Here is a 14,614-nt window from a genome sequence, read left to right as displayed (position 1 = left end):
CGTTGGAATGCGTTCCCCTGTGGGAGCGGGCTTGCTCGCGAAGGCGTCATCAGCCTCAACACAAACCGCATCATTTCCCCGATTGACGACAACCAACCGGCAGCTCAGTCTGCCGGTTCTGTTTTTTACCGCGCAGGTGAATCGATGCCCTTCTTTACGGTTGACGGACAAGCGCTGCATTACATTGATCAAGGCACCGGCCCGGCGGTACTGCTCGCCGGCAGCTATCTGTGGGATCACGCCATGTGGGCGCCGCAGATCGCCGCGTTGTCGCCACACTACCGGGTGATCGCCCTCGATCTGTGGGGCCACGGCGAGTCAGGCCGGCTACCGGAAGGCACCACCTCCCTCGATGACATCGCCCGGCAGGCGCAGGCCTTGCTCGATCATCTACAGATTGATCAGGTCACTCTCGTCGGATTGTCGGTCGGCGGAATGTGGGGCGCACGTCTCGCGCTGGCGGCACCGCAGCGGATCAACGGGCTGGTGCTGATGGACACCTACCTCGGCGTTGAACCGGAACCTACCCGCCAGTACTATTTCTCGCTGTTCAAGCAAATCGAAGACGCCGGTGAAATCTCCGAGCAACTGCTCGACATCGTCGTACCGATCTTCTTCCGCCCGGGCATCGATCCGCAGTCGCCGCTGTATCAGGCATTCCGCGCGAAACTGGCGGCGTACAGCGCAGATCGCCTGCGCGAAAGCATCGTGCCGATGGGGCGCATCACCTTTGGCCGCGAAGATTTGTTGCCGCGTCTGAGCGAATTGAGCGCTGCCAGCACGCTGGTGCTGTGCGGCGATCAGGACAAACCGCGACCACCGTCAGAGGCAAAGGAAATGGCCGAGTTGATTGGTTGCCCGTGGGCGCTGGTGCCGGAAGCGGGGCATATCTCCAATCTGGAGAATGCGCAGTTTGTTACGGAGGTGTTGCTTGCCTTTTTGGCTGAGCGCCATTGAAAAGATCGCAGCCTGCGGCAGCTCTTACAGGAAACGCATTCCCCTGTAGGAGCTGCCGCAGGCTGCGATCATTTGATCTTGCTTACTTAGGCCCAAGAATCTGCGCCAATTTGTCCGGCGAAGGCGCGCCTTGTTGCTGTTGCAGCTCGCCCTTGGCATCCATGTAGAAAATCGCCGGGGTGGCCTGTAAATCCAGGTCTTCCATCAACTGCATGTTCGCCGCCAGTTTGGTTTGCACGGCTGCGGGAATATCTTTCAAGGCTTTGAGCGAGCTGCCCTTGCCAGCCTTTTCGTGATCTTCCAGGGCTTTGGCCGGGTCTTTTGCGGCCAGCAGTGCAGCGGATTTGCCCGGGCTGTCTTCGCGGATGATCCCGACCATGATGTGACGCAATTGCACCTTGCCGGACTTCACCCAGGGCCGCGCCTGTTCCCAGAACATGTTGCAATACGGGCAGTTCGGGTCGCTGAACAGATACACGGTACGCGGTGCATCTTTGTTGCCGTCCTGAATCCAGTTGCTCGCCTCGAACTTGGCCCAGACTTCCTTGGCCATTGGCGCATAGACCAGTTTCTGCAACGGTTCGCTGCTCAGATCCTTGCCGTCGGCGTCGTACATATTGCCGAGAATCACGTGTTTGCCATCCGCGGTCAGGTACAGCGCCATGCCGCGATTCTGGTATTGCGCTGCATAGCCGCGTAAACCGTCGGGAGCATCGAACTGGCCGACGATTTTCGCGCCTTTGGCTTCGATCTGTTTGATCGCGGCCGGCAGTTCTTCAGCGGCCTGCACGGACGGCAGGTGCAACAGGGCAGTGCCCAGAGTCAGCGTCAGCAGGTGGCGGAGGCGAGGCATGGCAGTTTCCTTGCAGAGTTGACCGTCGCTGCGGCCGGATTGGGACTTGAAGGCGCGGTGTCGAAGTTTTCCAGTGCGCGCGCCAGGCTGGCATTGGACAATTCACCCAAATGGCTGCCCAACAGGCGGCCATCAGGGCTATAGAACAGCGTAGTCGGCAAAGCCATGGAGCCCACGGCTTGACCGAGTCGGCCGCCGCGATCGAACAACACGTTGTTCAGGCTCAGGCCCTGGGTTTCGAGAAACGTCGCAACGCTTTGCATGCTTTCCGCCTGATTGACGAACAGGAAGGTCAGGTCGGGACGTTGTTGCTGAGCGTTTTCCAGCACCGGCATTTCCCGTCGGCACGGCGGGCACCAGGTCGCCCAGAGGTTGATCACCAGCGGGCCACCCTGATAATCGCTGAGTTTGACCGTCTCCCCGGCGGCATTGCGCAGGGCGATGTCCGGCAGGCGCGTGCCCTGTTCGTAAATGTTCAGTGACAGCGTCGCCAACAGCCAGAACACCACGCCACTGGCCACGCCAAAACCCAACGGTCGACGCAAGCCCGGACGACGCCAGCCGCGATACAGCGCTGCCAACAGCAGAACGATCACCCCCGGCCAGGCCAGAAAACCACCATCGCGCAGGTCGATGATTTGCCACGGGTCATTGCGGTAGTGCGACCAGTACATCAGCACAAACGCGATGCGCGCGGCCAACATGCCCAGCAGAAACAGACTGAACAGCGCCGACTCGGGGTTATCACCGCCGCGCTTGGCCACCCGCCAGCCAACAAACGTCGCCAGCGCCAAAGCACTGATCAGCAGCAGGTGGTTAAGCGCGATGGCAAAAGTGCCGAGGGTGAAAGTCAGCATTAATTGGCGTCCCGGGTGGTGGCCCAGCGTTGCAGGAAGGTGTCGGCATCGACTTCGCCGGTGATACGCTGGCTGCGGCGTTCTTCGCCGTCAGTGCCGATCCAGACGAAACTCGGTGGCCCCGGCACTTTGTAACGGCTGAGCAGTTCGCGGCTGGCAGCGTTGTCGGCGGTGACATCAAGCCTGAGCAGACGCACATCGCTCAGCGCCTGCATCACCTTGTCTTTGCCGAACACCTGTTTCTCCATGACTTTGCACGACACGCACCAGTCGGCGTAGTAATCGAGCAGCACCCACTGGCCCTTGGCTTTCGCAGCATCCAGTTCGCTTTGCAAAGCGGCAGGATCCTTGACGGTGGTGAACGCTTCGTGGCCATCCGGTGCGGCGCTTGCGGTGCGACCGGCACTGTAAACCTGCAGTGGTTGGTACGGATCATCACTGCCGCCTGCCGCGCCGATCACCAGTAAACTGCCCCACAAACCCAGCAGCAGTGCAGCGGCGCCGAACATCTGCGCAACTCGGCCAAAGCCTTCGGATTGTTTCCAGGCGCTGTAAGCGGCGATCAACAGCAGCGCACCGCACAGGCCCAGCCACAACGACGGATCCAGCACCGGACGCAGCATCAGCAACGCGGTAGCAAGAAAGAGGAAACCGAACACGCCTTTGAGCAGGTTCATCCACGCACCCGGTTTTGGCAGGAAGCGATTGCCGACAGTCACCAGCAGCAACAGCGGTACGCCAATACCAATTCCCAGCGAGAACAGAATCAAACCGCCGTGCAACGCATTGCCACTTTGCGCGATATACAGCAATGCTCCGGCCAGCGGCGCGGTCATGCACGGGCCGACCAGCAGACCGGACAACGCACCGAGCACACCGGCACCGATCAGGCTGCCACCACTGCGACTGCGTGAGGCGTGTTCAAGACGATCACGCAGCGCCACCGGCAGTTGCAGTTCAAAGAAGCCGAACATCGGCAATGCCAGCACCACGAAGATCGCGGCAAAGGTGCCGAGCAGCCAAGGGTTTTGCAGCCACGCTTGCAGGTTGGCGCCGAGCAGCGCGGCAATCACGCCCATCGCGGCATACACCAGCGCCATGCAAATCACATAACTGCCGGCCAGCGCAAAACCACGACGCGGAGTGGCGCCGCTGCCGACGACCATGCCCGCCAGAATTGGCAACATCGGCAACGTGCAAGGGGTGAAGGCCAGCAACAGACCAAGGCCGAAGAACACCAGCAAACTCCAGCCCAGCGCCCGTTGTTGCAGGCTGCTGGCCAAGGCTTGATCCGGCGCTTCGGTACTGGCAGCGACGGCGGCTTTGCCCCCCAGATCAATCACGCGGGTTTGCGGTGGATAGCACAGACCGGCATCGGCGCAGCCCTGATAGCTGACTTTGATCTGGCCGCTGGCCGAGGCCGGGATTTTCACCTCCAGGCCCTGGCGGTAAACCGGTTGCTCACCGAAAAACTCATCGCTGTGGGATTCACCTGTTGGCAGCGCTGGTTGTTGTTCGGCGTTCAGCCCATCGAATTTCAGGCGTTTCTGATACAGGTAGTAGCCGTCAGTGATTTGCCAGAACAGCTGGGTTTCACCGGATTCCAGGCGTTCGGACGTGAGGACGAACGCCTTGTCGACCGGCAAAAATTCCGGTTTTGATTCGAAAGGATTATTCCCGGCCTGGGCCAGACTCGAAATCAGCAGTGCAAACAAAAGAAAAAAATGACGCATGGAGGAGCCTTGTCCCTGTGCAAGTGGGGTGAACAATGGGCGGTGGCGATTAACCGATGATTAACCGCCATCCCCATTGATTACGGATGGGGAGTCCGACGCCAGCGCACAGAAGCTTACAGGAGACTTCAGTCCTTTATCAGCCCGGGCCAAGAGACGTCGGAAACAGCATGGGGCCCGGTTATTTTTTTCGAGCTTTGTTCATATTTCAGATACTGATTGTCGTCCAGGAATACGTAAAAATATCTATCGAAGGTCGGGTAGTCGTTTGTTACTGCAGTCATCATACGGTATTTGTATTGTTCCAATTCCGCCCAAGGAGAGTTTTTCAGGGGACGTATTTCGAATGCTTTGGAATACAGGTCATAGACTAAATAGTTGCCGTCATTCATTAGAAACCAATAAACTTCCTTGTCGGCCGAACTTTCAGCCCACATGACACCCACTATGTTGTAGAAGTAAGGTTGCAATACTGCCCATATGGACTGTTCGATAGGTTTTTTTGAGCGGGCTTTGTCGGTTTTCTGGTTGAACTCGCAGACGTAAGGTGCATCGTCTTCCTCATAGAATAGCCAGAGGGTATCGTTACCTCCGTCCCAGCTGGGGGCAGTGGTGGTGAAGCCGAAGTACAAATATTCGGCAGCCTTGTCGAAACCATGCCAATGATCAGTAACAATGGCGGGATAGCCGGGGGGGACTTTATTGTCTCCAAGGTCGAAGCGTTTATAGTAGTTGTAGTCCTTGAAAAAGAAGTAAATACGGTCGGGGCCGGAGCGCCAGTCAACCGCTACAAAGTTTTTGCTCATGTTAAAACTCACATTGAAAATTTTATTAAAAGTAATGGGGGTGTGTTGCGGGTATAACTTTTTTGGGCACGGCCTGGCGGATGATTAACCTCACCGGAAATTCGCCCGCCCGACACGCGCCTTGATGAATCGGTTCAATCTCGTAATAGTCCTGGCCAGTTTCCATCATTGACGTCAGTCGGTCCTGCGAGCAATTCACGCGTCCAAAGGTTGAACCTGAGGTACTGGTTTCCCGTCAGAAAAACATAGTAATGACTCTCTGCCAGTGACCGGTCGTTTTGCACGGCGGTTATGATCCTGTCTTTAAAGTGGGTCAGCGCGGGGTAGAGAGCGTCGATAGGGAAGAGGCGCAGTATGTTTACGTCATTCGTGAGATTCAGAAGCAGGCAGGTACCATCATTGAGCAAGAACTCAAATTCCCGCGGCTGGTGTGCTCGTTCTCGCCAAGTACCAGCAACAATTCGATCGAAGAAGGGTTCCAATTTAAACCAGGGAGATTTGGAGAGGGGCATGAAGCTATTAACTTTGTCGAGATCCTGATCGTATTTGCAGACCATAGGTTGCTCGCGGTCATAGTAGAATAACCACAAGATATCGGAGTCAAACGCCATATATTCTGCGTCTTTGAAACCTGTGGTGGTGAAACCGAAACGCAAATTTTCAACGTGGATATGGAAGTCATGCCAGTTTTGGTATCCGACGGTAGTGGGGTGGCCGTCAATGACGCGGTTATCATCAATATCGAATCGAGAGTAGGTCTCGGGGTCTTTAAAGAAGAAGTAGATTTTGTCTTTTCCTGCGCGCCAGTCGACGGCGACGAAGTTCTTTAGTTTGGGCATAATTGTTCCGTGTTTAAGTTGTGAGCAGGATTATTCCTGTGGTGTAGACAGTAATGCACTAACGGGTAAATGTGAGATGGGCATGTTGTTCTGTTTATTTCTATCATCTAATATTTGAGTGTGGCCTCGATAAGGTGGATATTTAACAGAAGCTGTTTAACAGGACTCGCCGAGCCACCGTTGCTTCTCCTCTTCTCGTCAGCGAAATCACTTGCCATAATTGCCACTTAATCTTTGTCTGTTCGAATCGCCTTTTTTGCTCACGGAGCTCCCATGCACGTACTGGTTTGCGAAGACGACGAGCTGATCGCCAGCGGGATCGTTGCCGGTCTCACGGCTCAGGGTCTGACCGTTGAGCACGTCAACACCGCGTCGAAGGCGCGGGCGATGCTCAAAGTCGCGGAATTTGACGTGATGGTGCTCGATCTCGGCCTGCCCGACGAAGATGGCCTCAAGTTGCTGCAACAATTGCGGCAAAGCGGCCTGGAGATTCCGGTGCTGATTCTGACCGCGCGCGATTCGGTCACTGATCGCGTCGATGGCTTGCAGGCCGGCGCCGACGATTACCTGCTCAAGCCCTTCGATCTGCGCGAACTGTTCGCGCGTCTGCAAACCCTGTTGCGCCGCGTCGCCGGTCGCAGCGTCAATCTGATCGAGCACGGCGCACTGACTTATGACCCAAGCAGCCGCGAAACCATGCTCGCCGGGCAGCCGGTCGATCTGTCGCGACGCGAGCAATCACTGCTGCAAGCGCTGTTGCACAATCGCGGCCGGGTGCTTTCCACCGAACAGTTGAAAGACAGCGTCTACGGCTTCAACGATGAGCTGGAAAGCAACGCCCTCAACGTGCACATTCACCACCTGCGCAGCAAACTCGGCAAAGGCATCGTCGAAACCGTGCGCGGTCTGGGCTATCGCCTCGGCCCGGCGGATGGCGGAGATCAACGCAAGTGATGAGTCTGCGACTGCGTCTGAGCCTGACCCTCGGCGCCGCGTTCGCGCTGATCTGGGCGCTGGCCGCGGCCTGGATGCTCAGCGACCTGCGCAACCAGATGATGTTTTCCCTCGACCAGCGCCTGGTGGCGTCGGCGCGCATGGTCGCCGGTTTGTTGGAGCAGTTGCCGGCTCTGCCGAGCAAAGGCGAGGGCACTCACTTCAGCGCGGAGCAACTGAACATTCCCGGCGGCATGGCGTGTCAGGTCAGTTCGTTACGCGGGGAAATTCTCGCCCGCAGCCACAACAATCCTGAACAAGCGCTGGAAGCCGAGAAAATGGGTTTCCACGATCAGATGATCGACGGCGCGCCGTGGCGCAGTTTCACCCTCGCGCGCGGCGATGTGCGCATCACCACGGCGGATCGGCAGATCGAACGTGAGGCGCTGAACATGTCGATTCTGCTGGCCGCTTCAGTGCCTGTGGGTGTGGCGTTGCTTGGCTGCTTGTGTCTGCTGTGGCTGGGCATCGGTCAAGGATTGGCCCCGCTCAATCGACTGCGCGAAGCGTTGATGCGGCGTAATGCCGACTCGCTGGAACCGTTGCAATTGCAGTCATTTCCCAGCGAATTGAAACCGCTGCTGGATACGCAGAATCAGTTGTTCCAGCGCATCGGCAAAACCATCGAGCGCGAACGCCGTCTGACCGGTGACGCCGCCCATGAACTGCGCAGCCCGCTGACAGCGATTAAAACGCACCTGCAAGTCGCGCGCATGACCGAAGGCAGCGCCCGCGATCAGTCACTGGCGCGGGCCGAGGAGGGTGCTGACCGCTTGCACCGCACCCTTGAGCAATTGCTGTTGCTGGCGCGGGTTGAGGGCAGTTTGTCGTTCGACGACGGCTCGCAATGCAGTGCCGAGCAAGTCGCGCGGTTGGCGATTCAGGATGCCACCGGCGGCGAGCGGCTGCGGATCAAACTGCAACTGCCTGCCCAACTGTCGGAGGCGCCGTTGCAAATGCCGGCGGTGTTAGCGATTGCCGCGTTGCGCAATCTGCTCGACAACGCGCTGCGCCATACACCGGAAGATTGCGCGGTGGAAGTGAGCATGGAGACTACCGGCAACCGCGTGCGTTTTGTCGTGCGCGACCATGGCCCGGGCATTGCGCCGGACGATTTGCAGCACCTGACCCAGCGTTTCTGGCGCAATGGTCAGAGCACTGGTTGCGGCCTGGGACTGGCGATTGTTCAGGCGATCGTCCAGCGTTGTGATTGCGCCCTGCATTTCGACAGCCGCCCGGACGGTTTGCGCGTCGAACTGAGCATGCCGCTGCAACCTCTCTGATACCACTCCCCCTGTAGGAGCTGCCGAAGGCTGCGATCTTTTGATCTTGATCTTGAAGAGCAAGATCAACAGATCGCAGCCTTCGGCAGCTCCTACAGGGGTTACTCATTAAATGTAACTTCTTGGCGGTCGCTATACGGAGTTGGTGGCGGTAAGGTCAGCCCCAGCTTTATCTCAATGGATTGAGGAAACTGCGCCATGGAAGCCCCCATCTGCATTCGTCCCGCCACTCTGGCTGACGCCGGCATCATCGAACGTTCTATCCGCATCGGCTGCGCACTTGATCATCGCAACGACCCCCGACGGGTCAGCGAATGGATTTCCCGACAGTCAGCTGAAGACATCAGCGCCTGGTTCGCCAACCCGCAGCTCTACCTCAACATCGCCCTGCTCGACGACAAACCGGTCGGCGTCGGCATGGCCACAGCGAATGGCGATATCACGTTCTGTTACGTACAGCCGGAGTGTTTTCGACGCGGTGCAGGCAGAGCGCTGATGGCAGATCTTGAAGGCTGGCTGCGCATTCGCGGGGCGATCCATTTTCAACTCAACAGCACCCGCACCGGTGAGCCGTTTTATCACCATCTGGGCTACCGCGAATCGGCGCCAGCCCTTAACGACAAAGGCCTGCAGACACAGCCCATGAGCAAGCCGTTGGCAGACTCCAGCTGACAACTCGATCAAGGGTCTAAATCCTCGACACGCTGAAGCGTTTCCAGAACAGGAAAACCTGCAAGTGCGCCCCGCGACCGGAACGCGCACCTGCCCGGTGTGCTGTTTTGGTCACTATCCATAGCGTATTGAGGGTCGAGAGATGTCAGTCGCCACCAGCCTTATTGAAGAGTCGTCGGCCCGGGTCACCTCGGTGCCGGCGGAAACGCTGTACCAGTTCAGCGAATCGCCGCTGCTCGCGCGTCAGGCGCAACAGGAATCCAATGCTCGCAGCTATCCGCGGCGCATTCCGCTGGCGCTCAAACGCGCCAAAGGTCTGTACGTCGAAGACGTTGAAGGGCGCACGTTCATCGATTGCCTGGCCGGTGCCGGCACGCTGGCGTTGGGGCATAACCACCCGGTGGTGATCGAAGCGATCCAGCAAGTGCTGGCCGATGAATTGCCGCTGCACACGCTGGACCTGACCACGCCGGTCAAGGATCAATTTGTTCAGGATCTATTTGCTTTGCTGCCAGCGGCTTTGGCAGCAGAAGCGAAGATCCAGTTCTGCGGCCCCACCGGTACTGATGCCGTGGAAGCCGCATTGAAACTGGTGCGCACGGCCACCGGACGCAGCACCGTGCTGTCGTTTTCCGGCGGTTATCACGGCATGAGCCAGGGCGCGTTGAGCCTGATGGGCAGTCTGGGGCCGAAGAAACCGTTGGGCGCATTGCTCAGTAACGGCGTGCAGTTCATGCCGTTCCCGTACGACTACCGTTGCCCGTTTGGCCTTGGTGGCGCGGCGGGTGTGAAGGCCAATTTGAGCTATCTGGACAACCTGCTCAACGACCCCGAAGCCGGCGTGCAACTGCCCGCAGCGGTGATCGTCGAAGCAGTGCAGGGCGAGGGCGGAGTGATTCCGGCCGACATCGAGTGGCTGCGCGGTTTGCGCCGGATCACCGAGAAGGCCGGCGTCGCATTGATCGTCGACGAGATTCAAAGCGGATTCGCCCGCACCGGCAAGATGTTTGCGTTCGAACACGCTGGCATCGTGCCGGATGTGGTGGTGCTGTCCAAAGCCATCGGCGGCAGTCTGCCGCTGGCGGTGGTGGTCTATCGCGACTGGCTCGACACCTGGCAGCCGGGCGCGCACGCCGGCACCTTCCGTGGCAATCAAATGGCGATGGCTGCCGGGTCGGCGGTGATGCGTTATCTGGTCGAACACAAGGTTTGCGAACATGCCGCCGCCATGGGCGAACGCTTGAGCGAGCACTTACGGATTCTGCAGCGCGACTTCCCGCAACTCGGCGATATTCGCGGTCGCGGTCTGATGCTCGGGGTTGAACTGGTCGACCCGAACGGTGCGGCGGATGCGCTCGGTCATCCGCCGGCCTTCGCGCGATTGGCGCCGCTGGTGCAGCGTGAATGCCTTAAGCGCGGGTTGATTCTGGAGCTCGGCGGTCGGCATGGCGCCGTTGTGCGTTTCCTGCCGCCGCTGGTGATTACTGCGGCGGAGATCGACCGTGTCGCCGAGATCTTCGGCCGCGCGTTGGCCGCTGCCACCACCGCTGTGTAAATTTTTCGCCGCGCCGAACGTTCTTTCTTTATACCCGGCTGCACCCGTTGTGCAGCCCACCCTTACAACGATGGAGAACCAGCATGACGTCAGTATTCGACCGCGAGGACATCCTCTTTCAGGTCGTGGTCAACCACGAAGAGCAGTACTCGATCTGGCCGGACTACAAGGCCGTGCCGGAAGGCTGGCGCACCGTGGGCAAGAGCGGCCTGAAAAAGGAATGCCTGGCCTACATCGAAGAAGTCTGGACCGACATGCGTCCGCTGAGCTTGCGTCAGAAGATGGAAGCGCAGGTCGCGGCGCAGTAAGTCATCAGGCAAAAACAAACCCGCTGAACCGGTGACGGTTAGCGGGTTTTTTCATGTCTTGAGAATGTGTTGTCAGGTCAGGCCTCTTCGCGAGCAAGCCCGCTCCCACAGGGGAATGCATTCCAAATGTGGGAGCGGGCTTGCTCGCGAAGAACGATAACGCGGTCGAACTGAATTAAACCCCGCTCAACCCCTTAAGCACCAAATCCACATTCCCCTCCAGCTCCGCCACCGGATCCGCCGCATCGGTACTCAACACCACCAACCGACTCCCCGAGGCCGCCACCGCCGCTTTCACCGCCTCAGAAGGCTGGCGATGATGCAGCACCACCGCTACATCATTGTCCTTGAGTGTCGCCGTCAGTTTCTGCAGATCCTCAGCCGTCCACTCCGCATCCGGCCGTGGATCCTGGCCGACCAACTCCAGATTGAGGCTGCCAATCAAATAGCCAAAGTGATCACTCAAACTCATCACACTCAGATTATCCGCGCTGGCCAACTTCGCCTCGCTGTCGGCACTGAGTTTGAGCAAACGCTGTTTCAACGCCGCCAGATTCGCCTCGATTGCAGGCTTGGCGCTCGGTGCCAGACGCACCAGATCCGCCGCCATCACGTCGGCCATGCGCCCCATGTTGTTGCTCGCCAGCCACGGCTGACTGTTCAAACCGTCCACCTTCAGATCCGGCTGCACCGCGATGCCGGGCAGGGCGCCGTCCACCGGGCGCGCGGCGTCGACTTCAACGATACGGATATTGCTGCGCCGAGAAATCGGGTACAGCGGATCATCGGCCCACAGCGAGCGCACGCCGATCACCGCGTCGGCGTCGGTCGCCAGTTTGCTCAGCGCCGGCGCGCCGCGTCCGGTGAAATAAGCGGTCTGGCGACTGCCCGGCAGATTCGCCGGCGCCGCGCGTTCGAGCTTTACGTCAGTGCCTTTGAGCAACACTTCGCCCAAGCCGTAAGTGATCGGCAACGACGCCAGCACGTGCAGCGGCTTGGTGCTTTCGGCGGCGAACACCGGAGTGCTGACCACGCCACACAGGGCCATGGCCAAGGTCAGTTTGCGCATTGAAAAAGTCATTTATCCAAGATTCCCTTTCAGACTCGGGACGACACCGCGCGCGATGGCGGCGAGGGCGAAGGCGATGCCGGCAACCAGAATGATCGCGGCGCCGGACGGAATCGGCAGATCGAAAACGATTGGCGCGAGAATCCCGCACAAGGTGCTCACAGTAGCGATCAACACTGAACACCAGAAAAAGCCCTTGAGCGACTGGCTGAGCAAGCGTGCCGCAGCGGCGGGAATCACCAGCAGTGCACCGACCAGAATCGCGCCGATAACCTTCACCGCCGCCACAGTGATCAAGGTCACCAGAATCACGAACAGATAATCCAGGGTCTTCACCGCGACGCCGCGCACCGCCGCCAGTTGCGGGTTGAAACTGGCGAGCATGATGCGGTTGTACAGCGGCAGTGCCAACGCCATGACCAGCGAACCGACGATGGCCAGCACCGCCAGGTCATTGCCATTGACGGTCAACACCGAGCCGAACAGCACGTTCTCCAGAATGTGCACGTTGATCTTGCCGGCGAGAATCAGCAGCAGGCTCGCACCCAAGGCCAGCGACACCGAGAGGAACACGCCGATCAAGGTATCTGGCGCCAGACCGGTACGGTTGCGCAGGTAATTGAGCAGGATGCCGAACAACAGGCAGTAGCCGAACAGACTGCCGTACGGCCCGGTGTAGGGTTCGCCAAGCAGAATGCCAATGGCCACGCCGGTCAGCGCGGCGTGACCGACTGCTTCGGAGAAAAACGCGAAGCGCTTGACCACCACCAGCGTGCCGAGGCCGCCGAGCACCGGGCCGATCAACAGGCCGGCGAGCAGCGCATTGACGACAAAACCGTAGGCCAGCGCTTCCGGCAGATAACCGGACGAGGCCCAGCCTTGAACCATCAAACGAAAGGCTTCGTAACTCATCAGCTCGCGCTCCGTGGATGGGTCGAAAACAGTGTCAGCAGACGCTCCGGGGTCAACGCCTCGCGAGGTGTGGCGTCGAACAGCACGCGACGATTGAGGCCGGTGACGCGATCGGCCAGACGGCCGACGGCTTCCAGATCATGCTCGATCCACAACACCGTGATGCCGGCCGCGCGCCAATCGCCGAGCAGGCGTTCGAACACCTGAATCCCGGCTTCGTCGAGAGCCGACATCGGCTCATCAAGCACCAGCAATTGCGGCGCCGGAATCAAACCCTGTGCGAGCAAAACCCGCTGCCGCTCACCGCCGGACAGCGCGCCCATGCGCCGCTTGCGTTTGTCCTGCATGCCGACACGTTCCAGCGCATCACCGATGGCGCCGGCGTAGTGTTTGCTCAAACCGAGGAACGCCGGGCGACGTTGGCACATCGCGGCCATGAAATCGTCGACGGTCATCGGCAGGCCGCGATCGAATTCCAGCGCCTGCGGCACATAACCGATGGTGCCGGGCTCGCCGGGCCATTGCAGGCTGAGCTGGCCTTGATGCGGCATCTGCCCGAGCAGGGTTTTGATCAACGAACTCTTGCCGCCACCGTTGGGTCCGACCAATGCGTGTACGTTGCCGGGCTGCACCTGAAAACTGACCTTGTCGAGAATCGTCGTCCGCCCCAGCGTCAGACAAACCTCAGCAAAATCCAGCGTCGGCCCGCAGACCTGTGGGAGCGAGCTTGCTCGCGAAAGCGGTGTTTCATCCGATGAAGATATTGACTGAACGGACGCATTCGCGAGCAAGCCCGCTCCCACAGGGGGACCGGGTTTGTTCAGGAGGGTTTCTTTTGAAGTCATGCCCCCGACTCCTGAATCGCCCGCACCACGGTGTTGAGGTTGCCGGTCATTTCCTTTTCGTACTTGTCGGCGGTGTATTCGCCGTAGGAGATGTGCGACAGCGGGTACAGCTTCACCCCGGATTCACGCTGAATGGTATCGACGTAACTCGACGGGAAATCCATCTCCGAGAAGATCACTTTCACGTCCAGTTCGCGCAGTTGATCGATGGTCTTCTTCAACTGGCTCGGGCTCGGCTCGATGCCGTGCGCCGGCTCAACCACTGCCGTCACTTCCAGACCGAATTCACGCAGCAGGTAGTCGTAAGCCGCGTGCACCGTGGCCACGCGCAACTCGGCGTTCGGCGCCTCGGTCAGCTTGGCCAGCGCGTCGGCGCGCATCTGCCGCAGGCGTTTGCCGTAAGCGCGGGCGTTCTGCGTGTAGGTTTTGGCGTTGTCCGGGTCGAGTTTGCCCAGTTCGCGGGCGATGTTGTTGACCTGGGCGATCGAGGCGCTGATCGACAAGAACGTGTGCGGGTTGACCACTTTTCCGGCCCCGCGCGCGGCGACCCCGGTGGCGGCCAAGAGCGGCACGTTTTCGTTGGCTTCGATGGTTTTGACGTTCGGCGTTTCGCTGGCGGCGATCATGCGGTCGGCAAAATCATCATGGCCGACACCGTTGAGCACGATCACGTCCAGCCCGCTGATGCGCTTGATGTCTTCGGCGCGCGGCTCGTAGGCGTGCGGGTTGAAACCGGCCGGAATCAGCGGCACCACTTCGGCCTTGTCGCCGACGATGTTCGCCACATAGCTGTAATACGGATGCAGGGTGATGCCGATGCGCAGGCGTTTGGCGGGATCGGCGCTGGCCAACGGGCTCAGCAGGCAGGCACAGAGACCGGCTAAAAACAGACGCAACAATGGACGGCGGGACGATGAAATAGACATGGGCAA

Annotated in this window: 15 protein-coding genes; 6 read left to right on the top strand and 9 right to left on the bottom strand. The window is 59.3% G+C overall.

Annotated features, from left to right (window positions below; translation table 11 throughout):
- Nucleotides 1-144: 144 nt before the first annotated feature.
- Nucleotides 145-957, top strand: coding sequence for an alpha/beta fold hydrolase (locus tag KFS80_RS00195; RefSeq protein WP_212543681.1), 813 nt, complete (start codon nt 145-147; stop codon nt 955-957).
- An 82-nt stretch (nt 958-1,039) separates the two neighbouring features.
- Here KFS80_RS00195 and dsbG read toward each other — a convergent pair whose 3' ends face one another.
- The 5 genes from dsbG to KFS80_RS00170 all read right to left on the bottom strand — a co-directional run bounded on the left by dsbG (nt 1,040) and on the right by KFS80_RS00170 (nt 6,045).
- Entirely contained in the window at nt 1,040-1,810 is a 771-nt protein-coding gene (gene dsbG / locus KFS80_RS00190; protein ID WP_053122222.1) for a thiol:disulfide interchange protein DsbG, read from the bottom strand.
- Complete coding sequence (locus KFS80_RS00185; RefSeq protein WP_159815155.1) at nt 1,786-2,667, bottom strand: TlpA disulfide reductase family protein; 882 nt, start codon at nt 2,665-2,667, stop codon at nt 1,786-1,788. The genes dsbG and KFS80_RS00185 overlap by 25 nt, the downstream gene beginning before the upstream one ends.
- Nucleotides 2,667-4,400: a protein-disulfide reductase DsbD gene (gene dsbD, locus KFS80_RS00180; RefSeq protein WP_212543680.1), complete on the bottom strand. Its 1,734-nt coding sequence runs from the start codon at nt 4,398-4,400 to the stop codon at nt 2,667-2,669. The genes KFS80_RS00185 and dsbD overlap by 1 nt, the downstream gene beginning before the upstream one ends.
- 128 nt (nt 4,401-4,528) lie before the next feature.
- Nucleotides 4,529-5,206: a hypothetical protein gene (locus KFS80_RS00175; protein WP_212543679.1), complete on the bottom strand. Its 678-nt coding sequence runs from the start codon at nt 5,204-5,206 to the stop codon at nt 4,529-4,531.
- Between the two features lie 134 nt (nt 5,207-5,340).
- A complete protein-coding gene (locus KFS80_RS00170; RefSeq protein WP_212543678.1) occupies nt 5,341-6,045 on the bottom strand; it encodes a hypothetical protein in 705 nt (234 codons plus the stop codon).
- A 273-nt stretch (nt 6,046-6,318) separates the two neighbouring features.
- On the opposite strand from KFS80_RS00170, the gene KFS80_RS00165 reads away from it, so the two are divergent.
- The 5 genes from KFS80_RS00165 to KFS80_RS00145 all read left to right on the top strand — a co-directional run bounded on the left by KFS80_RS00165 (nt 6,319) and on the right by KFS80_RS00145 (nt 10,856).
- Entirely contained in the window at nt 6,319-6,999 is a 681-nt protein-coding gene (locus KFS80_RS00165; RefSeq protein ID WP_212543677.1) for a response regulator, read from the top strand.
- Nucleotides 6,999-8,321, top strand: a complete 1,323-nt coding sequence (locus KFS80_RS00160) for an ATP-binding protein (RefSeq protein WP_212543676.1) — start codon at nt 6,999-7,001, stop codon at nt 8,319-8,321. The genes KFS80_RS00165 and KFS80_RS00160 overlap by 1 nt, the downstream gene beginning before the upstream one ends.
- Nucleotides 8,322-8,519: 198 nt before the next feature.
- Nucleotides 8,520-8,993, top strand: a complete 474-nt coding sequence (locus KFS80_RS00155; RefSeq protein WP_212543675.1) for a GNAT family N-acetyltransferase — start codon at nt 8,520-8,522, stop codon at nt 8,991-8,993.
- 142 nt (nt 8,994-9,135) lie between these two features.
- Nucleotides 9,136-10,548 carry an aspartate aminotransferase family protein gene (locus tag KFS80_RS00150; RefSeq protein WP_212543674.1) on the top strand — a complete coding sequence of 471 codons (1,413 nt, stop codon included), beginning with the start codon at nt 9,136-9,138 and terminating at the stop codon, nt 10,546-10,548.
- 83 nt (nt 10,549-10,631) lie between these two features.
- Nucleotides 10,632-10,856 carry an MbtH family protein gene (locus KFS80_RS00145; RefSeq protein WP_053122206.1) on the top strand — a complete coding sequence of 75 codons (225 nt, stop codon included), beginning with the start codon at nt 10,632-10,634 and terminating at the stop codon, nt 10,854-10,856.
- A gap of 175 nt (nt 10,857-11,031) precedes the next feature.
- On the opposite strand, the gene KFS80_RS00140 is transcribed toward KFS80_RS00145, so the two are convergent.
- The 4 genes from KFS80_RS00140 to KFS80_RS00125 are packed head-to-tail and all read right to left on the bottom strand — an operon-like array spanning nt 11,032 to nt 14,608.
- A complete protein-coding gene (locus KFS80_RS00140) occupies nt 11,032-11,937 on the bottom strand; it encodes a metal ABC transporter substrate-binding protein (RefSeq protein ID WP_212543673.1) in 906 nt (301 codons plus the stop codon).
- Entirely contained in the window at nt 11,938-12,837 is a 900-nt protein-coding gene (locus KFS80_RS00135; RefSeq protein ID WP_007917717.1) for a metal ABC transporter permease, read from the bottom strand.
- Nucleotides 12,837-13,682, bottom strand: a complete 846-nt coding sequence (locus KFS80_RS00130; protein ID WP_246541530.1) for a metal ABC transporter ATP-binding protein — start codon at nt 13,680-13,682, stop codon at nt 12,837-12,839. Before KFS80_RS00130 ends, KFS80_RS00135 begins: the two co-directional genes overlap by 1 nt.
- Complete coding sequence (locus KFS80_RS00125; RefSeq protein ID WP_159815145.1) at nt 13,679-14,608, bottom strand: metal ABC transporter substrate-binding protein; 930 nt, start codon at nt 14,606-14,608, stop codon at nt 13,679-13,681. The genes KFS80_RS00130 and KFS80_RS00125 overlap by 4 nt, the downstream gene beginning before the upstream one ends.
- Nucleotides 14,609-14,614 lie beyond the last annotated feature (6 nt).

Origin of the sequence: Pseudomonas rustica (assembly GCF_018336155.1) — a bacterium.
Taxonomy (GTDB): Bacteria; Pseudomonadota; Gammaproteobacteria; order Pseudomonadales; family Pseudomonadaceae; genus Aquipseudomonas; species Aquipseudomonas rustica.
Note: the sequence above shows the minus strand (reverse complement) of the source record. Positions and strands in the feature narration are given on the sequence as shown.